We start from the raw sequence: 26,656 nt of genomic DNA on the forward strand, positions 1-26,656 counted from the left end.
TCGTGGCTGTTAAAGTTCTCTGAACGCTCCGGTCGCGAGCGGGCTTTCGAAAGCCCGGAAAACTTCTGTCGTGACACCGGAATCTGCGGGCCAGCGCCGTCCCGTGCCCAGAAGTCATGAAGTCAGGCCATTCGGCCGCCGACTTCCAGCACGAGAATGACGAGGGAGGTCTGCGCAGTGGTCTTCTCCGCCGTCCCAGCAGCCCAGGGCCTGTACGACCCGGCTGCCGAACAGGATTCCTGCGGTGTCGCCATGGTCGCCGACATCCGCGGCCGCCGTTCGCACGGCATCGTCGCCGACGCGCTGACCGCGCTGGCCAACCTGGAGCACCGCGGCGCCGCCGGCGCCGAGCCGACCAGCGGTGATGGTGCCGGCATCCTGGTCCAGCTCCCGGACGAGCTGCTGCGCGCCGAGGCCGGCGTCGAGCTGCCCGCGGCCGATGAGACCGGGCAGCGCCGCTACGCCGCGGGCATGGCCTTCCTGCCCGCCGACCCCGACCAGCGACGCCGCGCGGTGGAGGTGATCGAGCAGGTCGCCGCCGAGGAACAGCTGCGCGTGCTGGGCTGGCGCGACGTGCCGACCACCCCGGAGAAGGCGGGCGTGGGCACCACGGCGCTCAAGTGCATGCCGCACTTCGCGACCCTGCTCGTCGCCGGGCAGCGCGACGAGGCGGGCGTGGCGCTGGACCGCCTGGCGTTCTGCCTGCGCAAGCGCGCCGAGCGGGCCGCCGCGGCGGAGGGCCTGGAGCTCTACTTCCCGTCGCTGTCCAGCCGGACCATGGTCTACAAGGGCATGCTGACCACCGAGCAGCTGCCCGCGTTCTTCCCGGACCTCACCGACGAGCGGCTGGTCAGCGCGATCGCGCTGGTGCACAGCCGGTTCTCCACCAACACCTTCCCGTCGTGGCCGCTGGCCCACCCGTTCCGCTACGTGGCGCACAACGGCGAGATCAACACCATCCGCGGCAACCGCAACCGGATGCGCGCCCGCGAGGCGCTGCTGGCCTCCGACCTGATCCCGGGTGAGCTGTCCCGGCTGTACCCGATCTGCGCCGACGACGGCTCGGACTCGGCGTCCTTCGACGAGGTGCTGGAGCTGCTGCACCTCGGTGGCCGCAGCCTGCCGCACGCGGTGCTGATGATGGTGCCGGAGGCGTGGGAGAACCACGCCGAGATGGACCCGAAGCGCAAGGCGTTCTACCAGTTCCACGCCAGCCTGATGGAGCCGTGGGACGGCCCGGCCTGCGTCACCTTCACCGACGGTTCGCTGGTCGGCGCGGTGCTCGACCGCAACGGCCTGCGCCCGGCGCGCTGGTGGCGCACCGCTGACGACCGGGTGGTGCTGGCCAGCGAGACCGGTGTGCTCAACCTCGACCCGGCCCAGGTGGTGGCCAAGGGCAGGTTGCAGCCGGGCCGGATGTTCCTGATCGACACCGAGCAGGGCCGCATCGTCGACGACGACGAGATCAAGTCGGCGCTGGCCGGCGAGCACGCCTACGACGAGTGGCTGCACTCCGGGCTGCTGAACCTCGACGAGCTGCCCGACCGCGAGCACGTGGTGCACACGCACGAATCGGTGGTGCGCCGCCAGCTGGCCTTCGGCTACACCGAGGAGGAGCTGAGCCTGCTGCTGGCGCCGATGGCCACCAGCGGCGGTGAGCCGCTGGGCTCGATGGGCGCCGACACCCCGCCCGCCGTGCTCTCGGAGCGCTCGCGGATGCTCTACGACTACTTCGTGCAGCAGTTCGCGCAGGTCACGAACCCGCCGCTGGACGCGATCCGCGAGGAGATCGTCACCTCGGTGGCGCGCGTGATGGGTCCGGAGCAGAACCTGCTCGACCCGTCGGCGGCGTCCTGCCGCCACATCCTGCTGCCCAACCCGGTCATCGACAACGACGAGCTGGCCAAGCTCATCCACGTCAACGACGACGGCGACCTGCCCGGTTTCGCCTCCGCGGTGCTGTCCGGCCTCTACGAGGTCGACGGCGGCGGCGAGGCGCTGGCCGAGGCCATCGAGCGGATCCGCGAGGAGGCCTCGGAGGCCATCGCCGCCGGTGCGCGCGTGCTGGTGCTCTCCGACCGCGACTCCGACCACAAGCGGGCGCCGATCCCGTCGCTGCTGCTGGTCTCGGCGGTGCACCAGCACCTGGTGCGGACCAAGGAGCGGCTGCGCGTGGCGCTGGTGGTGGAGAGCGGTGACGCCCGCGAGGTGCACCACATCGCCACGCTGCTCGGCTACGGCGCCGCGGCGGTCAACCCGTACCTGGCGTTCGAGACCATCGAGGACATGATCGCCACCGGGCAGATCACCGGCTTCCGGCCGAAGGTGGCGATCCGCAACTACGTGCAGGCGCTGGTCAAGGGCGTGCTGAAGGTGATGTCCAAGATGGGCATCTCCACCGTCGGCGCCTACACCGCGGCGCAGGTCTTCGAGGCGGTCGGGCTGTCCGCCGAGCTGGTCGGCGAGTACTTCGAGGGCACCACCTCCAAGCTCGACGGCGTCGGGCTGGACGTGCTGGCCGAGGAGGTCGCGCAGCGGCACCGCCGCGCCTACCCGGACAACCCGACCGAGCGGGTGCACCGGAAGCTGGAGATCGGCGGCGACTACGCCTACCGCCGCGAGGGCGAGCTGCACCTGTTCACCCCGGAGACGGTGTTCCTGCTCCAGCACTCCACCAAGACCGGCAGCTACGACGTGTTCCGCAAGTACACCGCGGAGTGCGACCGGTTGTCGGCCGAGGGCGGCACGCTGCGCGGGCTGTTCGAGCTCAACAGCGGCCGGGCGCCGATCGACATCGACGAGGTCGAACCGGCCTCGGAGATCATGAAGCGGTTCTCCACCGGCGCGATGAGCTACGGGGCGATCTCCGCCGAGGCGCACGAGACGCTTGCGATCGCGATGAACCGCATCGGCGGCAAGTCCAACTCCGGTGAGGGCGGCGAGGACGTCGACCGCCTCTACGACCCGGAGCGGCGCTCGGCGGTCAAGCAGGTCGCCTCCGGCCGCTTCGGCGTGACCAGCGAATACCTGGTCAACGGCACCGACATCCAGATCAAGATGGCGCAGGGCGCGAAGCCGGGCGAGGGCGGTCAGCTGCCGGGGCACAAGGTGTACCCGTGGGTCGCCAAGACCCGGCACTCCACGCCGGGCGTCGGGCTGATCTCGCCGCCGCCGCACCACGACATCTACTCGATCGAGGACCTGGCGCAGCTGATCCACGACCTCAAGAACGCCAACGAGCACGCCCGCGTGCACGTCAAGCTGGTCTCCGAGATCGGCGTCGGCACGGTCGCGGCGGGCGTGTCCAAGGCGCACGCGGACGTGGTGCTGATCTCCGGCCACGACGGCGGCACCGGTGCGGCGCCGCTGACCTCGCTGAAGCACGCGGGCACGCCGTGGGAGGTCGGGCTGGCCGAGACGCAGCAGACGCTGCTGCTCAACGGCCTGCGGGACCGCATCACGGTGCAGGTCGACGGCGGTTTCAAGACCGGCCGCGACGTCGTGGTGGCCGCGCTGCTGGGCGCCGAGGAGTACGGCTTCGCCACCGCTCCGCTGATCGTCGAGGGCTGCGTGATGATGCGCGTCTGCCACCTCGACACCTGCCCGGTGGGCGTGGCCACCCAGAACCCGGACCTGCGCAAGCGCTACACCGGCCAGGCCGACCACGTGGTCAACTTCTTCGAGTTCATCGCCCAGGAGGTGCGCGAGTACCTGGCGCAGCTGGGCTTCCGCACCCTGGACGAGGCGATCGGCCAGGTCTCCGCGCTCGGCGTGGACGAGGCGGTGCAGAGCTGGAAGTCCCGGGGCCTGGACCTGACCCCGGTGTTCGCCGAGCCGCAGACCCCGTACTCGTCGGTGCGGCGCCGGGTCCGCGAGCAGGACCACGGCCTGGACCGCGCGCTGGACCGCACGCTGATCCAGCTCGCCGAGGCGGCGCTGGAGGACGCCCGCCCGGTGAAGCTGCAGCTGCCGGTGCGCAACGTCAACCGCACCGTCGGCACGCTGCTGGGCGCCGAGGTCAGCCGCCGCTACGGCGGCGACGGCCTGCCCACCGACACCATCCACGTCGAGCTGGAGGGCTCGGCCGGGCAGTCGCTGGGCGCGTTCCTGCCGCCGGGCGTCACGCTGGACATGGTCGGCGACGCCAACGACTACGTCGGCAAGGGCCTGTCCGGCGGGCGGATCGTGGTTCGCCCGCACCCGGATTCGGCGTTCGCCGCCGAGGACCAGGTGATCGCGGGCAACGTGATCGGCTACGGCGCGACCAGCGGCGAGATCTTCCTGCGCGGTCGGGTCGGCGAGCGCTTCGGGGTGCGCAACTCCGGTGCGCTGCTGGTCTCCGAGGGCGCCGGTGATCACGCCTTCGAGTACATGACCGGTGGCCGCGCGGTGGTGCTGGGCGGCACCGGCCGCAACGTCGGCGCCGGCATGTCGGGCGGCATCGCCTACGTGCTGGACCTGGATCCGGTGCGGGTGAACACCGCGATGGTGGAGCTGCAGCGGCCCAGCGCCAAGGAGCTCAAGTGGCTGCACGAGATCGTGCAGCAGCACCGCGAGCTGACCGGTTCGGCGGTGGCGGCCTCGCTGCTCGGCGACTGGCCGCGGCGCTCGGCGGCGTTCCGCAAGGTGATGCCGCGCGACTACCAGCGAGTCCTGGATGCCATGCGGATGGCCAAGATCGAGGGCCGCGACATCGACGAGGCGATCATGGAGGCTTCCCGTGGCTGACCCGAGGGGATTCCTGAAGCACACCCGGGCCGACGCCCCCAAGCGCCCCACCGACGAGCGGCTGGGCGACTGGCAGGAGGTCTACGCCGCGCTGTCCACAGAGGACATGACCGCGCAGGTGTCGGAGCAGGCGTCGCGGTGCATGGACTGCGGCATCCCGTTCTGCCACTCCGGTTCGGCGGGCTGCCCGCTGGGCAACCTGATCCCGGAGTGGAACGACATGGTGCGCCGCGGCCAGTGGCAGGCGGCGGGCGAGCGGCTGCACGCCACCAACAACTTCCCGGAGTTCACCGGCAAGCTGTGCCCCGCGCCGTGCGAGGCGGCCTGCGTGCTGGCGATCTCCCCGGAGGCGGGCGGCGCGGTGACGATCAAGCGCGTCGAGGAGACCATCGCCGAGGTCAGCTGGGCGAACGACCACGTCACCGCGCAGGTGACGGAGGCGCACACCGGCAAGCGGGTGGCGGTGGTCGGCTCCGGCCCGGCCGGGCTGGCGGCGGCCCAGCAGCTGACCCGCGCCGGGCACGAGGTGACCGTCTACGAGCGCGACGACCGCATCGGCGGCCTGCTGCGCTACGGCATCCCCGAGTTCAAGATGGAGAAGTCCGTCCTGGACCGGCGGCTGGCGCAGATGCGCGACGAGGGCACGAAGTTCATCACCGGCTGCGAGGTCGGCGTGGACCTGACGGTCGAGGACCTGCGCGCCGGCTACGACGCCGTGGTGCTCGCGGTCGGCGCGCTGCGCGGTCGCGACGACACCACGATCCCGGGCCGCGAGCTCAAGGGCGTGCACCTGGCGATGGAGCACCTGGTCCCGGCGAACAAGGAGTGCGAGGGCGACGGCCCGGCGTCGATCTCGGCGCAGGGCAAGCACGTCATCATCCTCGGCGGCGGCGATACCGGAGCGGACTGCTACGGCACCGCGACCCGCCAGGGCGCGCTGTCGGTGACCCAGCTGGACAACTACCCGCAGCCGCCGACGGCCCGCGACGATGACCTCTCCCCGTGGCCGACCTGGCCGTACATCCTGCGCACCTACCCGGCGCACGAGGAGGCGGGGGAGCGCAAGTTCGCGGTGGCGATCGAGTCGTTCGTCGGCGACGAAGAGGGCAACGTGCGCGCGGTCCGCCTCCGCGAGGTGAAGGTCCAGCGCGACGAGAACGGCCGCCGCCAGGTCGTCCCGGTCTCCGACGAGGTCCAGGAACTGCCCTGCGACCTGGCCCTGCTGGCGATCGGCTTCGAGGGCGTCGAGCACATGCCGCTCCTCGACGGCCTGGGCATCAACCTGACCAAGCGAGGCACGATCGGCTGCGGCTCCAACTGGGAGACAACGGCCCCGGACGTCTTCGTCTGCGGAGACGCCCACCGAGGAGCCTCCCTGGTGGTCTGGGCGATCGCAGAAGGCCGCTCGGTGGCCAACGCGGTGGACGCCCACCTGACGGGCTCCTCCCAGCTCCCGTCCCCGGTCCACCCGACGGCCCTGCCCCTGGCGGTGTGATCCTTCGCCGCTGACGCCGAGAAACCCCTGCGCGGAGAACGTTCGCGCAGGGGTTTCGTCTTGTGGTCAGCCGGTGTCCGGAACCAGGCGGGCACTACGCGCGATGATCAGCGACTGAACTTGCCGCCCTTGATCGCGTTCATGAACGTCTGCCACTGGTCAGCGGTTGCAGTGAAGTATCCAGCGCTGCGGTTCTTGGTGTCGCGCACAGCAGCACCATCGTGAATGCTGCCGACCTCGACGCAGTTCTCGGCCCCCTGGCTACGGCTGGACTTGCGCCAACCAGTTACGGGCGAAGTCGGGGCCATCGCTACCACTCCACTACGTCAGCTCTTTGATCCTCCTGTCGAGCATCCGAGCCGTCACACGGTCAGATGCCGCGACCGCGCGCAGTGTATCGAACGCCTTTGCGTAACGGTCAGTGTGAGACGGCTTGTCCAGGTAGTCGGAGCTGGTGAGCGCCTCCACGTAGACGAAGGTCGCGACGGGCTCCGCGAGGTGCAACAACCGGAACGACGACCCCAGCGCCACGTGTTCTCCGGCCTCGAACGGCAAGATCTGCAGCGTGATGTTCGGACGACCAGCTGCCCGGCGCAGATGCTGCAGTTGATCGCGTAGCACTTCTCGGCCGCCGACCTGCCGATACAGCGCGGCTTCGCCGATCACGCACCAGACATCCGGTGCATCCTCGCCGAGCATGCGTTCGGCTCGCTGCACGCGTTCGTTCACAGCTGGTTCGACGTCCTGGGTGTCGTCCAGCGGGTTTGACAGCACTGCTCGCGCGTAGTGCTCTGTTTGCAAGACCGCTGGAATCACTTCGGGGTCGTAGTGCTTGATCTCCGCAGCCGCACCTTCTAGCGCAACGTAAGTCGCTGCCCAGTCCGGCACCCGGGCAGGTTGATCCCGCCGCCGAGCTTCCTTGGCCAGCGCCCGCAACCGATCGGATTCTCGGCCGTCGCGAACGCCGAACATCCCCAGAAGTACGTCGACCTCGGCTGCAGAGACCGTCAGTTCGCCCTTCTCGACGCGGGTCACCTTGTTCGCGTACCAGTCGAGCCGCTCGGCGATCTCCTTCGGCTTCACGCCCGCCCGTTCACGAAGGTTGCGCAAGATCAACCCGACCTGGACGCGTCGCACCGCTGGCCATGTCTGCTGCATGACGCCATCTTGCCCCACAAGACGCCTCCATCCCGAGAATTCGCCCTACTGGGTAATCGCCAACTGGAATTCCAATTGGTTAACTTCCATCTAGCCACGGCAGAGGTGTTCCGCATCAGGAGCGCTCAGCCGGCGAGGAAGTCAGCCGGTCATTCAGGGCCGGAACCAGCAACGAGGGTGAGGGCAGATCGCATGACCGTTCACGCCTCCATCGGATTTACCGCCGGAGCACTGGCTTTTCGCTCCCCGGTGGGGCCGTGGTGGACCCCCGACCACCACGAGCGGGCCACCCAGACGCGACAACACCCCTCCCGGTTGGCGCGCGGTGGCCAAGCGGGGCCGGTGCGGTACCGAGACAGCCGACGCACCGGCCCCGTCAAGCCCTCCAAGGCGGTGACGTGATGTACCGGCCGCATCCGTTCAGCTGGGTGCCCGGCGAAGGCGAGCGGCACGCGACCACCGAAGAACGGCCACCTGGCGGCTGGCCGAAGGGGGTAGAAGTCCCTGTGCTGTGCGGAAAACAGGTCGAGCCGGTCAGCTCCGTCGAAGCGTGGCTCTGGACGACGTGCACGAGCTGCAACGTCGAAGCCCACGAGGTTGCGGGCGTGCCGCTTGCGGGTGCGCGATGAGTGCCCGGCATGCGCGGATCGCTCGGTTGGCGCGAGCGGCGGTCTTAATGCTCGACCACGCGGCCGACGACATCGACCGTGGTTTGTGGACAGACGCCGAGTTGGAGGGAATGGCCGACGCGCTCGACTCACTGACCGCGGCGTTGCGTGGTCAAGACCAGGCCACGGTCCGACGCGACGTGCTGGTCATCGATTCGGAAAGGATTGACCGTTGATCGCTTGGGGCGTTTGCGCTGGTGCAACAGCTGTTCTGGTCATCTGGTGGATGCTGCGCTGTTCGTATCGGCCGCAGCATGCCGAAGTCGGCGAAGGGGCACCAACAGTCCGGTATCTGATCGAGCGGGTGGAGGCCGAGACCAGCGGAGGTGGCCGTCACCGCCTGCGCGAGCCGATCGCGAAGCGCGGTGGCGAGGCCGACGACAAGCCCTGGATTCCAGCGCCGCCATCCGAGGCGCCGGATCCCCACGAGTACACGCGAAACCCGATGGTGCTGCGCCGAATCCTTGCGGGATTGCGCAGCTTGTAGACCCGGCTCGGTGTTGGTCGCACTCCCTCCCCGACACCCAGCACCGAGCCGTCCCCGGTCGGGCGGTGCACAACAGCAGCACCGCCCGACCGGCTTCAAACCGCTACCCAGAATCGAGTTGGATGCATGCACAAGGACAAGTGCGATGATGCTCAGCCCGAGATCACCGGTACACCGGTCTTGGTCTCGATGAAGCTCAACGCGATGGCAGCAGGAATCGGGCCCAACGCCGATGACGACGTCGCGGCAAGCCCAGCTGATGAGCAGCCAGAAGCTGGCGCGGCCGCATCTGCCCGCGTGCTGGGCCGGACGGGTGAGGTGGGGGAGATCGAGTAGAAATCCTCAACACTCCCTGTGTTGAGTTCGATACCGTCCGTTCCGATCAATGCATTGACGTACCGCGATTCGGATCGGGAGGCTACAGGGAGCATGCGGGCTGGGGATGATCAGGCAGCGCCCGCCGTGATCGGAGCTGACTACATCGCTGAGCAGAACGGCGAAGAGCCTGAACCGGTGTTCGTGCCGTTGGAGAAACGTCTCCTGAGCCGGGACAAGGACGCCACCATCGAGCTGCGTCGTTTGACGGACGGACGTCTGGCCGTGGTGGCGTTCACCTCGCTGGAGGCGCTGGTGCACAGCTGCGGGAACCTGCAGCCGTGGGCCTCGCTGCCTGCCGACCAGGTCAGCGAGATTCAAGCCCGCAGCGGGGCCGATCTGGTTATTTGGGATGCCGAACTACCGGCCGACCAACGCAGGGACGCTGGGGGAGCCGACCGATGAGTGGAACGCAGGCGCAGCTCGGGGACTTGGAGGCACTCGCCAGCCAGCTCCGCACCGGGGCGATGGAGCTGGACGGGAGCGGTGCACCGCCGCCCGCCCCGCAGGTCGGGGTCGCGACCGAGGCGGTCGCCGGGGCGATGGCGATGCTGGCCCTGTCTGCCGCCGAGATCGTCGAGGCCATGAACTTTGCCGGGGCCGAGGTTGCGGCTGGCCGCAACCTCTATGACGAGACCGATCACGGCAACGCCGACGACATCGCCCGTACCGCCCCGAACGAGCCGCGGTAGTTCCACAGGGGATCCGGAGCATGCCACTCGATATCAAAGTTGACGCCCAGCCCAGCACGATCCGCACAGCCGCAGACTGGTTGGACGGGATGGCGCGTGCTGTCGATGCGGCCTTGGACACGATCAACCGTGTTCGCGGTGAGTCCGAAACAGGCTGGTCCAGCGAAGCGGGCCAAGCCTTCCGCGACGGTATGGGCAAGATCGGCCCGCGCGTCGATGAGGTGTCGATCAGCTATGCCGGCCTAGCGGCAGAGCTGCGTCGCCACGCCGACGCCATCGACACAATCAAGGTCAGGATGAACCAGGCCCGCGAGCTCGCTCTCAAGGAAGGGCTCGTTGTCCAGGGCGACCTGATCATGGAGCCTGGGCCGGAGCCACCTGCTCCGACACCGCTGCCCGCCGACAAGCCCGCCACTCCTGAGCAGCAGGCCGCGCACACCGCAGCGGTGCAGGCGGAAGCGGCATTTGTGCGCAAGGTCCAGGCGTACGCCGATTGCACGATGCTGGTCGCCGAGGCACGGAGGCTGGAGAACGAGTCGGTGGCCATCCTCAACCGCTTCCTCGGCGGGCTGATCGAGAAATCCCCGTTCAACGCCTCGGACGTCCTCACAGGGCTTGCGGGTGCGACGGCCGGACAGACCGCCGCCATGCGGGCCAAGGCGATGCAAATCGCGCGCAGCGGGTCGATCGAGATATCCGAACGCCTTGCCCAGAACCCGTACATGAGTCTGCAGGCCCGCACACGGGCCGCTGCCATTCACATCACTCGTTCCATGGAAGTGGCGGATCTGGAGCGTAAGGCCATCGCCTCACGAACGGCGCAGTGGGTGGACAAGTTGGGGCCTCGGACGAAGGGCTTCCTGCAGCTGACGCTGGACTTCGGCAAGAAGCCTCCGACGGCTGGCAGCGGGCTTCTGCGCGGAGCGCTGAAGGTGGGAAGCAAGCTCCCGGTCGTGGGCTTGTTGATCACTGGAGGAGGAATCGGCTACGACATCAGCGTTGGCAAGGATCCGGCGACCAGCGTTGCCTCGGGCCTCGGTGGGTTCGTTGCCGGCGCGGGTGCCACCGTGGGACTAGCGGCTCTGGGAACCCCAGTGGGTTGGGTCGTCGTCGGCGGTGCTGCAGTCTCCTGGGGCGTTGGTTTCGCGATCGAGGAGTGGGGCGACGAGCTCATGGACGGTGTGAAGGCTGTCGGTGAGAAGCTGCAGGAGATCAACCCCAAAATGGGCCGCTGACCGAGTGGGCGTGACGTGACCACAGGATTGCCACCTAAACCCGACCCGCAGACCGGGGAGCCGCGGCCACCGCGGGCCCCGCTGGAGCCGGGGTGGAAGCTAGCGGAGAACAAGCACAAGCACGGCCTATCGAAGGTCTCGCAGCCACCCGAGGGCGAGGGGCCGATCCTCGAGTGGTTCTATCCGACCCGAGGCCGCGCGCTGACCTTTGGCGCCATCGCAGTGACGATCATGGTTGTCTACTTCACCTGGCGCGACTGGGGCTTCGGCTGGACGGCCACTTGGTGGCTGTGGCTGTTCATCGTCCCGTGGCCCTTCATTTTTCTGCTCGCCGGACGCAACGTCCGCATCTCAGCAGGGGCGGACTGGCTGATCTACGGCAAAAACGGTCTGGTCAAAACATACGAGCTGACCAAGGTCAATGTAACCGTGGGTGGAGCTGCGCACTACCTCGACGTCGAGGACCGACACGGCGCAACGCTCTACGTGCAGATCAACAACCTGCAGCTCAACCGAGAACTCTGGGACTTGGTGTACCTCGGCTTGCTGTACTCCGTCCACGAGGGGAGGGCTGAGGTTAATAAGATGGCTGAGAACTACCTAGCATTAAAGATTCCTCTTCATCTGCGTGAATGGGAGTACCCCCAGAACTGAGCGTGTAAGGGCGTTCTCGCCCGGGCTCAACACTCAAGGATTGGCGTGTCTTCATGGGTGACCAACCGCCTGTAAGGCTGGCCGTGAGATCGTTGCTCTCGATCCAGGACGCTCAATTTTCTAGTATTCATTGGGGGTGTAAATGGCTTCAGGGAATGATTCGGCGCGCGATGCTAGTTCGGTGCGCAACGGGTTCACGGGTGAGATTAATGGTTCGCTTGTGCAGGCGGGCGCTATTTACGGCGATGTGAACTTGGTTGCACGGAATCTCGTCGATACGCCGGACAGGAGAGGTCCTTTAGTCGTTACCACGATGGTCGAATCCTGCCTCGCGTACAAGATCGCTGGGGTTGGTCGAGGATTTCCGGCGAGCGAACGTACTACTATTAAGTTGACAATTGAGGCTCTTACGGAGCAGGCGGTGGTCGTGCATGCTCTTCGGCCTGTTGTTCGCAAGCGATATATAGACCCTAGGGAGATCGGTAAGGTGGCGGATAAGTCTCCGCTCGCCGAGAGGGATTTCGACGTCGTGCTCGATTCCGAGCCGCCTCGTCTTGTAGCTAGATCCCAATCGTTTCGGCTGAGGAATCTCCGCAAGATTCCCTTTTCTGTCACAGCTGGCGTGCCGCAAGTTCTCGTCCTTCGTCCCATTGTTCGAACAGTCGCGGTAGAGTGGGACTTAGAGGTTGATTGGACGTGCGGGGGGCATCAAAAGACGATAGTTGTAGATGATGGCGGCCTCGTATTCCGCCTATCGCCGTCAACGCTGCTACGGCCAGGAGAAGTTCCCATCCCGTAGGCGTCGCACTTCATTACGCCGTCCCTGTTGGGGATCAACGGCGAGGTGGACTGCCTGCACGGCTACCCGCGGCTGCCGACGGCTCGCGACGACAACCGCTCCCCGTGGTCGACCGGGCGTTGCTGGCGATCGGCTTCGAAGGCGTCGAGCACGTGCCGTTCCTGGTGGTCTGGGCGATCGCGGAAGGCCGCTCGGTGACCAACGCGGTGGACGCCCACCTGACGGGCTCCTCCCAGCTCCCGTCCCCGGTCCACCCGACGGCCCTGCCCCTGGCGGTGTGATCCTTCGCCGCTGACACGAGAAAGACCCCTGCGCTGGTCGAGCTGCGCAGGGGTCTTTCTCGTGGTTGTCACATCACCGGGGTGTTCTGGCCGACCTTGATCTGCCATTCGCCGTCGATGTGTTGGGCGACGGCCGTGAAGATCGCTTCCATGGGGTCTTTGTGCTCATCAGTGCTCTCAGCGTGGCGTGTTCGCTGGTGGGCGTGGATCACCGCCAGGTCCGTTGAGAGGTGCGTGATGCTCTCGATCGTGTAGCTGACGCTGATGGCTTCGAGTGGTCCGCCTGGGCCGAACACGAATGACTGGGCGCGGTGGAGCGCGTCCTTGTCCTTGACGAGGTTGCCGCTGAAGTTCACGAAGACAGGAGCGTCGGCGAACAGGTCGTTCATCGCTTTGGCGTCGTTCGTGTTGAAGGCGCGCTCGTAGCGCTCGATGAGGTCGGTCAGAGCGCGGTCGGTTCCGGTGTTCACGGTGATTCCCTTTCGTCGTGCGCAGAACCGATCCTGAAACTTCGACATATCTGGAAGTCAAGGCGCGATCAGGGAGTGACGATGCTGAAGTCGGGGTCCGGCTCGTCGAGGACCTCGACGAGCGCCTGCAGGCGGGTCAGGTCGCCGCGGTGGTCGATGCCGGTCAGGTCCTGGCGCAGCAGGCCCGCCAGCTGCGGTCTCGTCATCGACAGCGTCAGCTGAGCGGCGGGGTCGGGCGTGTTGTCGCTGTGGTGGGTCAGGACGCCGTTGGCCAGGCGCAGGTGCCAGATCTTGTTCTCGTCGGTCAGCTTCCAGTCCATCGTGATGGTGCGGTCCCAGGCCTTCGGGCCGTTGACCCGGATCGCGATCGAGTCGAGGAGCTGGTCCACCGTCAGCGCCGCCATCATGCTCGGGCTGCTGCTGGACAGGGCCGTCGGCTTCTTGCCCTCGCGGAGCTCCTTCGCCGCGGTCAGGTAGAAGTTGCGCCACACCGCGTCCTCCACGCCGTGGCCGAGCCGGTCGTAGAGCTTCGCGAGTTCCTGCTTGGCCTTCTCGTTGTCCGGCTCGGCGAAGACGCAGTGGTTCAGCAGCGTGACCGCGAAGCGCAGGTCGCCTTGCGCGGCGTAGTCGCCGGCCCGCTTGATCCCGTCGGCGACACCGCCCATGACCTGCACCCAGCGCTTGGACTGCTCGACGGGCGGGTGCTCCCACAGGTGGGCCGGATTCCCGTCGAACCAGCCCATGTAGCGCTGGTAGATGCCCTTGATGTTGTGGTTGAGCGAGCCGTAGTAGCCGCGGGTGGCCCAAGCGTTCTGCAGAGCCGGTGGCAGTTCGAGGAACTCGGCGATCTCGCTGCCGGTGTGGCCCTGGTTGATCAGCCGGAGCGTCTGGTCGTGCAGGTAGGCGTACAGGTCGCGTTGTTCGGCCAGCGCTCCGACGAGCTGCTCGGTTCCCCAGGTCGGCCAGTGGTGGCTGCCGAAGAGGACTTCGGCCTCCTCGCCGAAGCGCACGATGGTCTCGCTCAGGTAGCGCGACCACTGCCGGGCGTCGCGGACCTGCGCGCCGCGCAGCGTGATGATGTTGTGCATGGTGTGCGCGACGTTCTCCGCCATGCACAGCGCTTTCAGCTGCGGGAAGTAGAGGTTCATCTCGGAAGGCGCCTCGGTGCCCGGCGTCAGCTGGAACTCGATGACGACCCCGTCGATGGTCCTGCGCTGACCGGTCTCGGTGATCGATTCCGTCGGCGGCACGAGGCTGCTCGTCCCGGTGGCCACGGCTTGGCCGAGGCCGCAGCCGATCTGGCCGTCAGGCGCGATGTCGAGGTGGTCGCCGTACATGTACGCGGCGCGGCGGCTCATAGCGGTTCCCGCGTAGACGTTCTCGACGACGGCGTGCTCCATGAAGCCCTCGGGAGCGAGGACCGGAACGGCGTGGCCGGGCGGCAGGATCCCTTCGGTGCCACCGAAGTGGTCGACGTGCGAATGGGTGTAGATGACTCCGGTGACGGCTCGGTCGCCGCGGTGCGCGCGGTAGAGGCCCAGCGCGGCAACTGCGGTCTCGTTGCAGGTGAGGGTGTCGATCACGATCACACCGGTGTCACCCTCGATGAACGTCATGTTCGCCAGGTCCAGGCCGCGCACCTGGTAGATGCGGTCCGAGACCTGGTACAGCCCCTGGCGGGACGCGAGCTGGCCCTGCCGCCACAGGCTGGGGTCGGCGGTGCCGGGAACCTCGCCTGCCAGGAACGAGTAGGCGTCGGCGTCGTAGACCACGGCGCCGTCCTCGCCCTTGACCTTCCCCGGTTCCAGGGCGCCGAGGAATCCGCGGTCGGCGTTGGCGAAGTCGGTGCGGTCGCCGTAGGGGAGTCCGGTCGTGTCGGTCGGGAACCGCCTGCCCGCGCCGCCGACGGGTCCCGCGGTCGTCGTGCACGAGGTGAGCGTCATCGCCGCGGCGGCCGCTCCGGCGCCGACCACGAACTTCCGCCTGTTCAACGGTTTCACAACTGCCTCCGAATCGGTCGTCTCGATCCCTCCGCAACCCCACTGTGCCTGCGGGAAAACAATTAAAGCGACCGTTTTAGGCGACTAATGCGAGTGTTTTACACGACATTGACGAAGGCGTTCCGGTTGATCAGACTGGATGGGTGGACACCCGCTCGGAACTGCTGCTCGCCGCGGAGCGGCTCTTCGCCCTGCACGGCATCGACGGCGTCTCGCTGCGGCAGATCGCCGCGGCGGCGGGGCAGCGCAACGTGGCCGCGGCGCACTACCACTTCGGGGACAAGTCGAAGCTGATCGGCGCGATCTTCACCAGCCGCCTGGCGCACATCGACCAGCGCCGGACCGAGCTGCTCGACGAGGCCAGGGCCAACCGCGTGGACGACGACCCGTGGCACCTGTGCGATGTGCTCGCGCGCCCGTTCGCCGAACAGGCCGCACGGCCGGGCAGCCACTACGCGCGGTTCCTCGCCCGGCTCTACGAGCACGCCGGTCACACGCTGGAGGCGCTGCCCGAGTACGGGTTGACGGGAAGCGCGCAGCAGGTGATCGAGCTGCTCGGGGAACTGCTGGCCGCGCGGATGCCGGAGCAAGTGGCGCGGTACCGGGTCGAACTCGCCGGACGGCTGCTCATCACCGGCACGGCCGACCTCGAACAGCACGCCGAGCAGGCCGGTGTCGTGGACGAACAACGCCTGTCCTGGCTGACCGACGCACTCGCCGGTCTGCTCACCGCACCCTGCCGCTCTGACTTCCCGAGGTGAAGGCGTCACCTGGAGGACACGGCGGCGCTGGCCACGTCGCGATACGGTCCCGTCCCGCCGTCAGCGACGGTTCACTTGGCCTTGTCGACGGCGACGGTCGGCACGATGTCCTCGTCGCCAGCGTGCTCGACCGCTGCTGCGCTGCGCGGTGTGGGCAGCGCGATGTCGTCGTTGTACCCGGCCAGTCGAGTCGGAAGCTCCAGGGGAGTGCTCTTCCCTCGTGTCAGGATGCGCAGTTCAACCGCGTATTGGAGTTGACCGAGCCTGTCGAGAATGCGCTGGGCCAGTCGCGAGCGATCTTCCAAGCTCTCCATCGTGCCCAGCACCGCCACATAGCCGCGAACAACGGCCTGCCACAGCGGTGAATGCGGAACGTCGAGCCAGTTGGCAATGTCCTTGCCGATCAACCGGCGCAGTACCGCGGGAACAATGCCGTTGAAGGCCCGCCCCGGGATGATTCCCTTGTACAGATCAAGCAGGTGCTTGGTCAGTTCCGCACCTTCCGGAGACGGACCGGCGCTGCGCGCCAATGCTGTGGCGAACAATTGCCGAGCCTCACCCACGGTTGGGGGCACCGCCGCGGGGTCGATGCCGAGATAGCTGCCCGCTACCCGCCAGGTGTGCATGTAGTCCTCGGCTTCCTGCGCGGTCACCCGGACCTTGAGGCGCTCCAGGAAGTCCAGCACCTGCACTGACAACGCCAGCAACACGATGAGCAGGTGTTCCTGGGAGGCGGGAACGCCGTCGCGCGCCTCGTCCCAGCTGTTGGTGGCACGCAGGTGATGCCGGACCGTAGCGTGGATCAACCGCACCTTCACCGCGCTGACCACGAATTTGCTGCTGGGGCCGAAGGGGTCCGGCTGCATGAGGTCGAAGACGAACTGCGCCGTGTTCGCCATTCGCCGCTCGGGATAACGCAGCCGGTGCGTCAGGCTCATCATCTTCGCGCCGAGCGGAACCGCGTACGCCATCGCCATCGACCCCAGCGCCAGCACAGCACCGATGTGGATCCCGTCGTCCTCGAAGAACTCGCGCACCCGTGCGAGCCGCTCCTGTTCGGCCCACTCCGGTGCCTGCCGCGCTTCCTCGATGAAGTCGCGCAAATACTCCGGCAGGCCCGCCGGAATGTTCTGGTCAGCGGAGTGCCACTGCCGCAACACGCGGTTGACCTCCTCCAACTGACCCTGTTCGACAAGCGTCTCCACGACCGCCTCAGCCCGCTCGTCACCTAAGAGCGCGAGCCGATCCAGCGTGCTCCCACTGATCTCCATGGAAGTCCCCCTCGTCTCCAGGCAGTCATCGGTGCACCGCGCGCGTCGCGCACGACGCGCCAGGAAACGACGCCGCCATCCCGGAGGATCCCAGCCATATGCAGTCCCGTCGAATCGATCGCTTCGTCACACCCAGGCAACAACCACCCGCAGCAGGAGGCGTACTTCGCCGCGCAGACCTTCGACGCGCCAAGCCAATTGGCCGCCTCGCCGGCGTCGATCTGACCGCGTTCCAGCTGGTCGACCGGATCGGGTTGCAGCAGGCCACCGATTTCGTGCTGGGCTCCTATGTGGACCTTTCCTGCGGGTTGTGGCGCATTCCGGTCACGGCTTCGGCTGGTTCGATCCTCGGCATGCTGCTGCTCGGGCTGGCGCGCGGGCGTGCTCGGGATGGTGCGTGGCGTCCTGCTGCTGTTGTGCGGATGGGTTTTCATCCGGCACCCGACCGAAGCTCCTGATCTGGTATCCGTCGGACGCTCGCGGGTTACGCCATCGCCGACAGCCAGCCCGCCGCGAGTTCGGCGATCACCACAGCGCCGCGATCGCTGAGGTGGATGTGGTCCACGAGCAGCTCGCGGCCGCCGACGTCGGCGATGTCGTCCCAGCTGCGACCGAACGCGTAGTGCTGGATCGCGGCGGACAGCGCCAGCGGGAAGCTGAAGTCGTAGGACGTCGGGTTCTCCCGCTCGGCCACGATCTCCGCCATCCGCTCGTGCACCGGGAGGTAGTCCGCTCCGGTGCTCGCCGCCGTCTCCTCGATCGCGCGGTTGTAGTCCGACAGCCTGCGGTTGATCTCCGAGTTCAGGTCCTCGCCCATCGGCGGCAAGGACATCAGGGCGATCCGGGCGTCGGTCCCGTCCTGGATCCGGCCGATGATCGCGGCGAGGTTGGCCCGGTACTGCGCCAGCGGGATGCCGTCGCGGACGTCGTTGGTGCCGACGAGGATCGTCACCGCGACCGGGCGGCACGCCACGACGTCGGTGTCGATCCGGGCGAGCAGGTCGGCGCTGGTGTTGCCGTTGATCCCGGCGTTGACGAATTCGTACCCGGCCAGCTCGGATCTGCTCCGCAGCGAGCCGATCCAGTCGCCGCCGAGCGTGCCGCGGGTGATGCTGGCGCCGGCGGCGACCACTGCGGGGCGAGGGCTGCCGCAGGCCTCGGCCGGGGTGCCGTCCGGGGAGCGGAGGAACGCGGAGTACCCGCCGACCCCTGTCACGCCCAAGGCTGCGGCGAGCACCACGCACACCGAAGCGATGACCCGTTTCCTGGACACGATGCGCTTTCGCACGTTGGTCGTTCCTTCCCAGCGGCCCGGCCACTCCGGTTGGTGAGTGCTTACTCACCATAGTTAGTGGGTGTTCACTAACCTGTCAAGGGTGAACAGCGTTCGAGTAGCGCGCCTTAGCGAGTCATCTCCTCCTGGGCCGGCGTGGCGCCGGGGAGACCGCGCGGATCCGGTCCAGCCGGAACAGGCGGTCTTCCTCGCGCAGGTGGCAGTAGGCATCGAGGTGGTCGCCGGCGACGATGTGTGGCGTGATGACGCGAGTCGTGCAGCTGCCGTTCTGGTCGCGATACTCGATCTCCACCTCGGTTTCGGTCGAGATCGCCTTGCGGATGTGCTCGACTTCGAGGTCGGACAATCCGACGGTCCGTTCAGCGAGGACCGTGCCCAGGCGGACCGGCGTGTTGTCCACCAGGTTCACCAAGACCTCCTGCCGTGCGTCGCCGTCTGGCTGGGCCAGCAGGTGCTCGGCGAGTTCGCGGAGGTCGGCTTCGTCCGGCGGGGACGGCCTCAGATCCAGGTAGTGGGGCTGCGCCACGAGAACCGGAGGACGGTCGTCGGTCACCGCTCGCTCGATCACGACGGTGCCGCTGCTGTCCTGCGAAACCGGGGCGTAGCCCGCTTTGCGCAACGCGGCCAGCGTTTCCTCCTTAGGCCGGCTCGACGCGAGCACGGTGGGGGCCAAGACCTGCAGCGAAAGTGCACGCAGTGTGCGATTCGCACTGACTTCCCGCAGCAAGGGTTCCTCGCCGAGCACGCAGCACTGCACGGTGCGCACCTGCAGCTGCCCGAATCGCCGTGCCACGTCCTTGATCAGGTATTCGAGTGGTTGCGGCAGATCGGCGCGGGCGATCTCGGCGAGCCGACCCAGCAAGTCGTCGGCGGAATGGCCTCGATCCATCGCGCGGCGCACGGATTCGGGGCTGAACCGCCAGGTCGATGCGGTGTCCCGGCCTTCCGGTTCGGCCATCAGGTTCAGCGTTGCGGCGAGCCGGGCGCTCGGCGTGCCGGCGACCACCGCGCTCAGATCCGCTTGCAGAAGCGCGGTCTCTTGCGCATCCGGCAGGAGTTGTGCGGCCGCCGCCAGCAGCGCCTCGTCGTCGGACACGCAACGGCCCAATGTGGACAGTGCACCACAGGCGATCACCCCGACGGCTTCGGCCTCGGTCCAGCTGACCTGGAGGGGGTCGGCCAGGTCCGGAGCGCAGCAGTAGAGCGCGGGGCGTTCCCAAGCGAGCTTCTCGCCGATCAGGTCAGGTTCGTCCAGCGCGGCTCCGGGCTCCCAGTCGGCCATCTCGGCCACCAGATCGGTGCGCAACGCTTGGTCGAACGCGCTGTCTCTGGGCAGCATCGCCGGTTCGGGCTTGTCCACGACCTTGCTGAACATCGCTGCGGCGGGCTGTTCCCACCAGGTGCGGGCCAACCAGACGTAGCGCTGCGCGGGAGTTCCGGCTTGCCAGTCATCGGCGAGGTTCGACGGGATGAGGTGGCCCGCGTCGTTGAGGCTGAGCAGCTCACCCGCGGCGGCTGTCTCCAGCCAGAGCCGGATCTCGTGCTGGTCGGTCTTCAAGGACTTGGCCAGCTGTTTGAGCACTCGGACGCCGACACCGCCGTTCTGCAGCATCGCGATCGGGTGGGCGGTGCAGTGTTCGAGGAGTCCGGCCACCCCGTCGACGAACCCGGTCGCAGCCAGCGCCGCCGCCTTGTCGACCTCGGTCGGGTCGACCGCGGTAGTGGGCGGTTTCGGCGGTGCCGGCCGCAGTACCGGCCGGGCCTGGGATTCCCGCAGCACCAGCCCGACCTCGCGGGGGACCTCGAACGGACCGCTGTAGGCGAGGTGGTGGTCGGGGGCGATGAGGAAGCCCCGGCTGCGCAGCCAGCGCACCTCCGGGCTCTTCGGTGGTGGGGCGCCGAAGGACGGCGCGAACGCCGAATCGTCGTTGACCAGTTCATCGAGCAGCCGCGCGGCGGTGGCGGGAGCTTTCGCCAACTCGGCGGTCATCTTCGCCGGATCCTGCATGTACTCTTCGATGCTGCGCACCATGTCGGCTTTGCGCCTGGCGGGTTCCAGATCGAGGGCTTCGGCGATGCCGCGGACGGTGTTGCTCAGGTGCGGCTGGAGGAGTTTCGCGACCGGGCGGCCCAGCCGCGCGGTGCGGGCGCGGCGCAGCGGTGCAGCGAGCTGGATCGCACCCTTCGGAACCGGCCGGATGAGACCGTGGTCCTGCAACACCCGAAGCGCGCGATCGAGTTCGGGGGAATCGCCGAGTACCTGCTCGATCTGCTCACGGGTGCAGCCGTCGTCGAGAACGCACAGCGCCTGCAGGACCTCGTGGCATCCGGCGTCGAGCCGCTGCAGCGCGGACTCCACCGCGCCGGGGGAATCGAGCACCGCAGCCAGCCGGGACAGCGAGTAGGCTCCAGCTGCTGCGGATTGGAGCCGGTGTTTCAGCAGTGCGGTCAGCTGATCGCGCCCCAGACCGCGGAGCCACTGGACGAAATCGGAATCCACCTGGGTGAGTGTCCCAGCTCCGTCCGATCAATCGGTGCCCTGGCACCCCGCGTGCCGTCTGCGCAGGTCATGGCCCGTGAGTGCTTTGTGGGGCTATAGCACCCCAAAGTGCTCACGGGACCTGAGCAGGCGGAACCAGATCACTCGGTGATCCCGCGCAGGACCGCGGGGAGCTCGTCGGTGTGGAGGACGCCGAGGCGTTGGGTCGCCCGGGTCAGGGCCACGTAGAGGTCGTTGAGGCCTCGCTCGGATTCCTCTGCGATCGCGGCCGGTTCCACCAGCAGGACCGCGTCGAACTCCAGGCCCTTGGCCTGCTCCACGGTCAGCAGGGCGACCGGGGCGTCCAGGTCGTCGGCGCTGGTGCCGATCACCGCTTCGGGCAGCGAATCCGCCAGCTGCGGGCCGATCTCCGCCAGCACCTGCGGCGGCATCAGCACCGCGAGGCGGCCGTCGGCGACCTCGCGCAGCTCGTCGGTGACCGCTTCCGGCAGCGTCGTCGCGAGGTCGTCGACGCGGCGGGACCACGGTTGGTGCCCGCTGGTCCGCACCGAGGTCGGTGCCTCCAGCTCGGTGTCCATTTCGGACAGCACCTCGGCCGCGATGTCCATGATCTCGGCCGGAGTGCGGTAGTTGACGGTCAGCTCGACCATCTTCCAGCGGTCCTGGACGTAGGGGTGCAGGACGTCGTGCCAGGAGTTCGCCCCGGCCAGCGCGCCGGTCTGGGCGACGTCGCCGACCAGCGTCATCGACCGGCTCGGGCAGCGGCGCATCAGCACTCGCCACGCCATCGGCGACAACTCTTGCGCCTCGTCCACGATCACGTGCCCGAACGTCCAGGTGCGGTCGTCGGCAGCGCGTTCCGCCGCGGTCAGGTCGCTGCGGGAGCGGAACCGCTCCGCCAGCAGCTCGGCGTCGAGCACGTCGGAGACCCGCAGCCGCTCCTCGTCGGCGATCTCCTCGTCCTGCTCCATGATGTGCAGAACGCCTTGCGCGTAGGCGAGTTCCTCGCGCTCCTGGCGCTCGCGCTCGGCGCGGGCCTGCGCGTCGTCCTCGCCGAGCAGTTCGGCGAGCTCGTCCAGCAGCGCCACGTCGGCGGGAGTCCACGGTGCGCCCGCGGCCCGCTGCAGCTCTTCGCGCTCTTCGTCGTCGAGGTGCTTGCGGGTGGCCGTGATCAGGCGTTCCGGCGAGCTGAACAGCTCGTCGAGCAGCTGCTGCGGGGTGATCTCCGGCCAGAGCTCGTCGAGCGCCCGGTCCACCGCCGGATCGGCGCGCAGCTCCACGTTGATCTCGTCCAGGTCGCGCCGGTCGAGCAGGTCGCGGCCGAGGCGGTCGGCGACCTGCAGGGTCAGCGCGGAGAACATCTCGTTGCGGAAGATCCGGCGCGCCAGGTTGTGCGGCTTGCGCGCGCGGCGGGCGCGCGTGCGGGCCTGCGTGGCGGTCTTGCGGTCGATGCGCAGCGGCTCGCGGTCGAAGACGACCTCGACGTGGTCGGCGGGCACCTGCTCGCGGTCGCGGACCGCCGCGGTGAGCACCTCCACCATGCTCTCGCGGCCCTTGATCTCCGCCGCCCGCGCGGATTCCGCACCGGTCGCGGTGATCCCCGGGTACAGACCGCCCACAGTGGACAGCAGCACGCCGGTCTCGCCGAGGGAGGGCAGCACCTGCCCGATGTAGCGCAGGAAGGTCTCGTTCGGGCCGACGACCAGCACACCGCGCTTGGACAGCTGCTCGCGGAACGTGTACAGCAGGTAGGCCGCGCGGTGCAGCGCCACCGCGGTCTTGCCGGTTCCCGGTCCGCCCTGCACCACCAGCACGCCGTTCATGCCCGCGCGGATGATGCGGTCCTGCTCGCCCTGGATGGTGGCGACGATGTCCTGCATCTGCCCGGTGCGGCGGGCGTCGAGCCGCGCCAGCAGCGTGGCCTCCCCGGCCAGCCCGAGGTCGCTGCCCTGCTCGGCGGCGTCGAGGTCGAGCACCTCGTCCTCGTAGTCGAGCACCTTGCGCCAGCTGGTGCGCAGGTGCCTGCGGCGGCGCACGCCGTCGCGAGCGGCCGCGGTGGCCAGGTAGAACGGCCGGGCGGCCGGCGCGCGCCAGTCCAGCAGCAGCGGCTCGTACTCGTTGTCCTCGTCGAACAACCCGAGCCGGCCGACGTGGAACGTCTCACCGCTGTCCAGGTCCAGCCGCCCGAAGCACATCCCGTGCTCCACCGCGCTGAGCTGGGTGAGCTTGTCGGTGTACATCCGGGTCGAGATGTCGCGCTCGGTGCGGGCCTGCGGCGGGCCGCCGCTGTCGCGCAGCGTGTCCTTCAACCGCTGCGTGGTCTCCTGCCGGAGGGCGTCCAGCTTGTCGTACAGCACGGTGAGGTACTGCTGCTCGGCTGCGATCTCCTGCGCGCGGACGGCATCCCGATCGGATCGGGCGTTGGACAACTGCGCCACCTCGGTACTCAGGGGGAATGGGGGCAAGCCCGACTCGCAGGTCGGCCCGACCCACCAATATACCGCGCGCGTGCAGCGGGGTCGTGAGCGCGAAAGGCGCTCACGACCCCGTGGTCACAGGACCGCCGACAGGCCCAGGATCACCGCGAAGGAGGTCACCGAGAGCAGCGTCTCCATCGCCGACCAGGTCTTGAGGGTCTGCCCGACGGTCATCCCGAAGTACTCCTTGACCAGCCAGAACCCCGCGTCGTTGACGTGCGAGAGGAACAGCGAGCCGGAGCCGATGGCCAGCGCCACCAGCGCGCCCTGAGCGGGCGGCAGGCCCATCACCATCGGCGCGACCATGCCGGCCGCGGAGATGGTGGCCACCGTCGCCGAACCGGTGGCGACCCGGATGCCGACCGCGATCAGCCAGCCCAGCACCAGCGGCGAGAGGTGCGCCCCGGTGGCCAGGTCGGTGATCATGTTGTTCACCCCGGACTCGACCAGGGTCTGCTTGAAGCCGCCGCCCGCGCCGACGATCAGGATGATCCCGGCGATCGCGGGCAGCGAACCGCCGACCACCTCGGAGAGCCGGTTGCGGCTGAACCGGGCACCGGTGCCGAGCACCACGATGGCGATCAGCACGGTCAGCATCATGGCCACGACCGGCGTGCCGACGGTGTCCAGCACCAGGTAGCCGAAGCTGTCCTCGGCCAGCAGCAGCTCGGCCACCGACTTGCCCAGCATCAGCACCACGGGCAGCAGGAGCATGGCGACCGCGGCGAAGAAGCTGGGCCGCTTCTCCGGTGCCGTCTCCACCGTCGACTTGCCGAGCAGGTGGGTGGCGGGCGGCAGCTGCACGCGCTTGGCGATGAACGAACCGAACAGCGGCCCGGCGACGATGGCGGTCGGGATCGACACCAGCACGCCGAGCGCGAGGGTGGTGCCCAGGTCGACGTTGAGCGCGTCCACCGCGGCCAGCGGGCCGGGGTGCGGCGGCACGAGCCCGTGCAGGATCGACAGCCCGGCCAGCGCGGGGATGCCGATGCGCAGCATCGGCTGGTCGGACCGGCTGGCCACCATCACCACGACCGGGACGAGCAGCACGACGCCGACCTCGAAGAACATCGGCAGTCCCAGCAGCGCGGCGATGAACACCATCGCCCACGGCAGGGTGCGGTCGGTGGTGCGGCGCAGGACCGTCTCCACGATCCGCTCGGCGCCGCCGGTGTCGGTGAGCAGCTTGCCGAGCATCGCGCCGAGCGCGACCAGCAGGCCGACGTCGCCGACGGTCTTGCCGAGGCCCTCGGTGAAGGTCGAGACCAGGTCGGTGAACGGCATCCCGGCCACCACGCCAAGCGTGGTCGCGCCCAGGGCCAGCGACAGGAAGGGGTGCAGCTTCGCCCAGCTGATCAGCACGACGATGACGGCGATGCCGGCCAGGGCCGCGATCAGCAGGCGCGTGTCGTGCGGGGTCCACCCGCCGGGCTGCGGCGCCTGGGCGAGGACGGCGGCGAGGCCGCCGGAAAGGCTGGTTGGCATGGAGGGGCTCCTCGTTGAGCAGCTGGTGCGCGGCACAGCCTAAGCAATAAGTATGACTTTATTGCCATGTGGACCGATTAAGTATGTCTGTTGTGCCCGTCACCCCGGTCCGGCCGCCTATGTTTGGTGCGTTCAGCGGCGAAAGGGGCGAAATGGGCGGCGGGCTGCACGGCAGGGTCCTTGACGTGCTGGGACACGAGATCGCCGCCGGCACGCACCCGCCCGGCAGCGTCCTGCGCACCGACGAGGTGGAGCAGCGGTTCGGCATCTCCCGCAGCGTCGCCCGCGAGGTGGTGCGCAGCCTGGCCTCGATCCGGCTGGTCGTGGGCCGCCAGCGGGTCGGCAACGTGGTCCGTCCCCGCGAGGAGTGGAACGCCTTCGACCCGCAGCTCATCCGCTGGCTGCTGGCGGCCGACCGCACCGCGCAGCTCAAGACCCTCGCGGAGCTGCGCACCGCGGTCGAACCGATGGCCGCGGCCGCGGCGGCCCAGCGCGCGGCCGACGAGGACGCCGCCCGGCTCGTCGCGCTGTCCGAGCGGATGGTGGCCACGGCGCGATCCGGCGACCTGGAGACCTTCATGGCGGCCGACGTCGAGTTCCACCGGCTGGTGCTGCGGGCCTCGGGCAACGAGATGTTCGCCCAGCTGCACGAGGTGGTCGAGGAGCTGCTGACCTGGCGGGCGGGGCACGGTCTGATGCCGGAGCACCCGCGCCCGGTCGCCGTCCGCCTGCACTGCGAGATCGCCGAGTGCATCCGCAGCGGTGACCGGGCCCGTGCCGAGGAGGCCATGCGCGAGCTGGTCGCCGAAGCCCTGGAGGGAACCCTCTCCGGCCTGGCGGGCGCCCAGGCCGGAGCCCGCTGACCCGCGCAGTCGACAGCCGGATGCCCCGAGCCGGACTGGGGACGGCTCGGGGCACCAGGCGGGTGGCCGGCGTGTCGGGGCCCTGACACGCCGACGTGCGTCGGGGGTTGTGCAATTTCAATGGAAATCTGATGTCTGATTTCCATTGAAATTGCGTCTTTCTGATCGGTGCGCCGCAGCTTCGGGGACTGGTGTGCCCGGGTCGGGGGAGGCCCGGGCACACCAAGCTGCGGCGCGTCGGGGGGTTCAGTAGCCGAGGTAGCTGCCGCCGGAGCGGACGCCGGAGACGCCGGGGACGTCGGCGACCGAGCCGTAGCGCGAGATCGCGTATCGGGTGGCCGCGATGATGTTGTCCACCGGGTTGTAGATGTCCTCGTGGCCGGGCAGCGCGAAGGACTCGAAGGTCGGCTCGATGGTCTGCATCAGACCGATCGACGGGGTGCCGGCCGCGGCGTTGGAGTCCCAGTTGTTCGTGGCGCTCGGGTCGCCGTTGGACTCGTGCATGATGATCATGCGGATGGCCTCGGTGTCGACCTGGTCGCGCGAGACGCCGTTCTGCTCCATGACGTGCACGGCCTCGTCGATCCAGGCGCCGATCTGGTCGACCGGCTTCGCCTCCTGCACCGGCTGCTCCGGCACGGGAGCGGCCTCGGGGGCGGGCTGCTCGGCCGGTGCGGGGGCGGCCGCCGGTCCGGGGTCGGCGGCCGGCTGCGGGGCCGGGACGTGGAGCGGGACGGCCTGGTCGATCGGGGTGACCACGGCCGCGGTCTCCACCGCGGGCTGCTCGGTGCTGGGGCCGCCGACGCCGGTGACCACGCCGAGCACGCCGAAGGCGGCCGCCGCGGTGCCGAGCTGCAGCGCCCGCGTCTTCGGGGCGACGCGGTGCTGCCGGTCGGACTTGTCGCCGAGGAATGCCGCACGCAGCCAGCTCGCCGTGTTCGGCACCGCCCTCTCCCAACGGTG

General features: G+C 68.5%; 23 protein-coding genes and 1 pseudogene. 14 read left to right on the top strand and 10 right to left on the bottom strand.

Features of this window, described 5'->3' with window-relative positions; translation table 11 throughout:
• Positions 1-177: 177 nt before the first annotated feature.
• Together gltB and ATL45_RS22395 are read left to right on the top strand one after the other, a co-directional pair.
• Positions 178-4,728, top strand: coding sequence for a glutamate synthase large subunit (gltB, locus tag ATL45_RS22390; RefSeq protein ID WP_093148099.1), 4,551 nt, complete (start codon positions 178-180; stop codon positions 4,726-4,728).
• The gene (locus ATL45_RS22395) at positions 4,721-6,223 is read left to right on the top strand and encodes a glutamate synthase subunit beta (protein WP_093148102.1); all 1,503 of its coding nucleotides are present in this window, start codon (positions 4,721-4,723) and stop codon (positions 6,221-6,223) included. The genes gltB and ATL45_RS22395 overlap by 8 nt, the downstream gene beginning before the upstream one ends.
• Positions 6,224-6,330: 107 nt before the next feature.
• Here ATL45_RS22395 and ATL45_RS22400 read toward each other — a convergent pair whose 3' ends face one another.
• Positions 6,331-6,531 carry a DUF397 domain-containing protein gene (locus ATL45_RS22400; protein WP_093148105.1) on the bottom strand — a complete coding sequence of 67 codons (201 nt, stop codon included), beginning with the start codon at positions 6,529-6,531 and terminating at the stop codon, positions 6,331-6,333.
• 13 nt (positions 6,532-6,544) lie between these two features.
• Positions 6,545-7,381 carry a helix-turn-helix domain-containing protein gene (locus ATL45_RS22405; RefSeq protein ID WP_093149656.1) on the bottom strand — a complete coding sequence of 279 codons (837 nt, stop codon included), beginning with the start codon at positions 7,379-7,381 and terminating at the stop codon, positions 6,545-6,547.
• Between the two features lie 401 nt (positions 7,382-7,782).
• Here ATL45_RS22405 and ATL45_RS22410 point away from each other — a divergent pair, with 401 nt between their 5' ends.
• The 9 genes and pseudogenes from ATL45_RS22410 to gltD form a co-directional block, all read left to right on the top strand.
• Positions 7,783-8,010 carry an HC3 family zinc finger protein gene (locus tag ATL45_RS22410; RefSeq protein WP_093148109.1) on the top strand — a complete coding sequence of 76 codons (228 nt, stop codon included), beginning with the start codon at positions 7,783-7,785 and terminating at the stop codon, positions 8,008-8,010.
• Positions 8,011-8,057: 47 nt separating this feature from the next.
• A complete protein-coding gene (locus ATL45_RS39000; protein ID WP_170210312.1) occupies positions 8,058-8,225 on the top strand; it encodes a hypothetical protein in 168 nt (55 codons plus the stop codon).
• Positions 8,222-8,536 carry a hypothetical protein gene (locus ATL45_RS38435; protein WP_143121569.1) on the top strand — a complete coding sequence of 105 codons (315 nt, stop codon included), beginning with the start codon at positions 8,222-8,224 and terminating at the stop codon, positions 8,534-8,536. The genes ATL45_RS39000 and ATL45_RS38435 overlap by 4 nt, the downstream gene beginning before the upstream one ends.
• 126 nt (positions 8,537-8,662) lie before the next feature.
• Positions 8,663-8,872, top strand: coding sequence for a hypothetical protein (locus ATL45_RS22420; protein ID WP_121505379.1), 210 nt, complete (start codon positions 8,663-8,665; stop codon positions 8,870-8,872).
• A gap of 126 nt (positions 8,873-8,998) precedes the next feature.
• The gene (locus ATL45_RS22425; protein WP_246025486.1) at positions 8,999-9,316 is read left to right on the top strand and encodes an SAV_915 family protein; all 318 of its coding nucleotides are present in this window, start codon (positions 8,999-9,001) and stop codon (positions 9,314-9,316) included.
• Positions 9,313-9,603, top strand: a complete 291-nt coding sequence (locus ATL45_RS22430) for a hypothetical protein (RefSeq protein WP_093148124.1) — start codon at positions 9,313-9,315, stop codon at positions 9,601-9,603. Before ATL45_RS22425 ends, ATL45_RS22430 begins: the two co-directional genes overlap by 4 nt.
• A 20-nt stretch (positions 9,604-9,623) precedes the next feature.
• Positions 9,624-10,838: a WXG100 family type VII secretion target gene (locus tag ATL45_RS22435; protein WP_093148127.1), complete on the top strand. Its 1,215-nt coding sequence runs from the start codon at positions 9,624-9,626 to the stop codon at positions 10,836-10,838.
• A gap of 15 nt (positions 10,839-10,853) precedes the next feature.
• Positions 10,854-11,492 carry a hypothetical protein gene (locus ATL45_RS22440; RefSeq protein WP_093148131.1) on the top strand — a complete coding sequence of 213 codons (639 nt, stop codon included), beginning with the start codon at positions 10,854-10,856 and terminating at the stop codon, positions 11,490-11,492.
• Positions 11,493-12,401: 909 nt separating this feature from the next.
• A pseudogene (gltD, locus tag ATL45_RS39005) lies at positions 12,402-12,572 on the top strand (glutamate synthase); the annotation flags it as partial.
• A 68-nt stretch (positions 12,573-12,640) separates the two neighbouring features.
• Here gltD and ATL45_RS22445 read toward each other — a convergent pair.
• Together ATL45_RS22445 and ATL45_RS22450 are read right to left on the bottom strand one after the other, a co-directional pair.
• Entirely contained in the window at positions 12,641-13,042 is a 402-nt protein-coding gene (locus ATL45_RS22445) for an SgcJ/EcaC family oxidoreductase (RefSeq protein ID WP_093148135.1), read from the bottom strand.
• Between the two features lie 68 nt (positions 13,043-13,110).
• Positions 13,111-15,042: an alkyl/aryl-sulfatase gene (locus ATL45_RS22450; protein ID WP_246025487.1), complete on the bottom strand. Its 1,932-nt coding sequence runs from the start codon at positions 15,040-15,042 to the stop codon at positions 13,111-13,113.
• Between the two features lie 143 nt (positions 15,043-15,185).
• Between ATL45_RS22450 and ATL45_RS22455 the strand changes: the two genes are divergently transcribed.
• Entirely contained in the window at positions 15,186-15,803 is a 618-nt protein-coding gene (locus ATL45_RS22455; RefSeq protein ID WP_170210313.1) for a TetR/AcrR family transcriptional regulator, read from the top strand.
• A gap of 71 nt (positions 15,804-15,874) precedes the next feature.
• Here ATL45_RS22455 and ATL45_RS22460 read toward each other — a convergent pair whose 3' ends face one another.
• Entirely contained in the window at positions 15,875-17,074 is a 1,200-nt protein-coding gene (locus ATL45_RS22460) for an oxygenase MpaB family protein (RefSeq protein ID WP_093148144.1), read from the bottom strand.
• A gap of 98 nt (positions 17,075-17,172) precedes the next feature.
• On the opposite strand from ATL45_RS22460, the gene ATL45_RS38440 reads away from it, so the two are divergent.
• Positions 17,173-17,532 (top strand): hypothetical protein, encoded by a 360-nt coding sequence (locus ATL45_RS38440; protein ID WP_143121570.1) that lies wholly within the window; start codon positions 17,173-17,175, stop codon positions 17,530-17,532.
• Positions 17,533-17,558: 26 nt separating this feature from the next.
• Here ATL45_RS38440 and ATL45_RS22465 read toward each other — a convergent pair whose 3' ends face one another.
• The 4 genes from ATL45_RS22465 to ATL45_RS22480 all read right to left on the bottom strand — a co-directional run bounded on the left by ATL45_RS22465 (position 17,559) and on the right by ATL45_RS22480 (position 24,830).
• Positions 17,559-18,362 (bottom strand): SGNH/GDSL hydrolase family protein, encoded by an 804-nt coding sequence (locus ATL45_RS22465; RefSeq protein WP_093148146.1) that lies wholly within the window; start codon positions 18,360-18,362, stop codon positions 17,559-17,561.
• A gap of 121 nt (positions 18,363-18,483) precedes the next feature.
• Entirely contained in the window at positions 18,484-20,868 is a 2,385-nt protein-coding gene (locus ATL45_RS22470) for a helicase-associated domain-containing protein (protein ID WP_093148148.1), read from the bottom strand.
• A 140-nt stretch (positions 20,869-21,008) separates the two neighbouring features.
• Positions 21,009-23,297, bottom strand: coding sequence for a HelD family protein (locus ATL45_RS22475; RefSeq protein ID WP_093148153.1), 2,289 nt, complete (start codon positions 23,295-23,297; stop codon positions 21,009-21,011).
• A gap of 123 nt (positions 23,298-23,420) precedes the next feature.
• Positions 23,421-24,830 (bottom strand): GntT/GntP/DsdX family permease, encoded by a 1,410-nt coding sequence (locus tag ATL45_RS22480; RefSeq protein ID WP_093148157.1) that lies wholly within the window; start codon positions 24,828-24,830, stop codon positions 23,421-23,423.
• Positions 24,831-25,015: 185 nt separating this feature from the next.
• Here ATL45_RS22480 and ATL45_RS22485 point away from each other — a divergent pair, with 185 nt between their 5' ends.
• Positions 25,016-25,693, top strand: a complete 678-nt coding sequence (locus ATL45_RS22485; protein WP_342775299.1) for a FadR/GntR family transcriptional regulator — start codon at positions 25,016-25,018, stop codon at positions 25,691-25,693.
• Positions 25,694-25,939: 246 nt separating this feature from the next.
• Here ATL45_RS22485 and ATL45_RS22490 read toward each other — a convergent pair whose 3' ends face one another.
• Complete coding sequence (locus ATL45_RS22490) at positions 25,940-26,638, bottom strand: transglycosylase SLT domain-containing protein (protein WP_093148165.1); 699 nt, start codon at positions 26,636-26,638, stop codon at positions 25,940-25,942.
• Between the last annotated feature and the right edge of the window lie 18 nt (positions 26,639-26,656).

It is taken from the genome of Saccharopolyspora antimicrobica (genome assembly GCF_003635025.1).
GTDB classification, from domain to species: domain Bacteria; phylum Actinomycetota; class Actinomycetes; order Mycobacteriales; family Pseudonocardiaceae; genus Saccharopolyspora; species Saccharopolyspora antimicrobica.

Bases quoted from the DNA above. Each gene is read 5' to 3' on its own strand.
- ATL45_RS38440 (WP_143121570.1), top strand. From the start codon at position 17,173: ATGCAGTCCCGTCGAATCGATCGCTTCGTCACACCCAGGCAACAACCA.
- ATL45_RS22405 (WP_093149656.1), bottom strand. From the start codon at position 7,381: ATGCAGCAGACATGGCCAGCGGTGCGACGCGTCCAGGTCGGGTTGATC.
- ATL45_RS22480 (WP_093148157.1), bottom strand. From the start codon at position 24,830: ATGCCAACCAGCCTTTCCGGCGGCCTCGCCGCCGTCCTCGCCCAGGCG.
- ATL45_RS22460 (WP_093148144.1), bottom strand. From the start codon at position 17,074: ATGGAGATCAGTGGGAGCACGCTGGATCGGCTCGCGCTCTTAGGTGAC.
- ATL45_RS22400 (WP_093148105.1), bottom strand. From the start codon at position 6,531: ATGGCCCCGACTTCGCCCGTAACTGGTTGGCGCAAGTCCAGCCGTAGC.
- ATL45_RS22435 (WP_093148127.1), top strand. From the start codon at position 9,624: ATGCCACTCGATATCAAAGTTGACGCCCAGCCCAGCACGATCCGCACA.
- ATL45_RS39000 (WP_170210312.1), top strand. From the start codon at position 8,058: ATGCTCGACCACGCGGCCGACGACATCGACCGTGGTTTGTGGACAGAC.
- ATL45_RS22420 (WP_121505379.1), top strand. From the start codon at position 8,663: ATGCACAAGGACAAGTGCGATGATGCTCAGCCCGAGATCACCGGTACA.
- ATL45_RS22410 (WP_093148109.1), top strand. From the start codon at position 7,783: ATGTACCGGCCGCATCCGTTCAGCTGGGTGCCCGGCGAAGGCGAGCGG.
- ATL45_RS22430 (WP_093148124.1), top strand. From the start codon at position 9,313: ATGAGTGGAACGCAGGCGCAGCTCGGGGACTTGGAGGCACTCGCCAGC.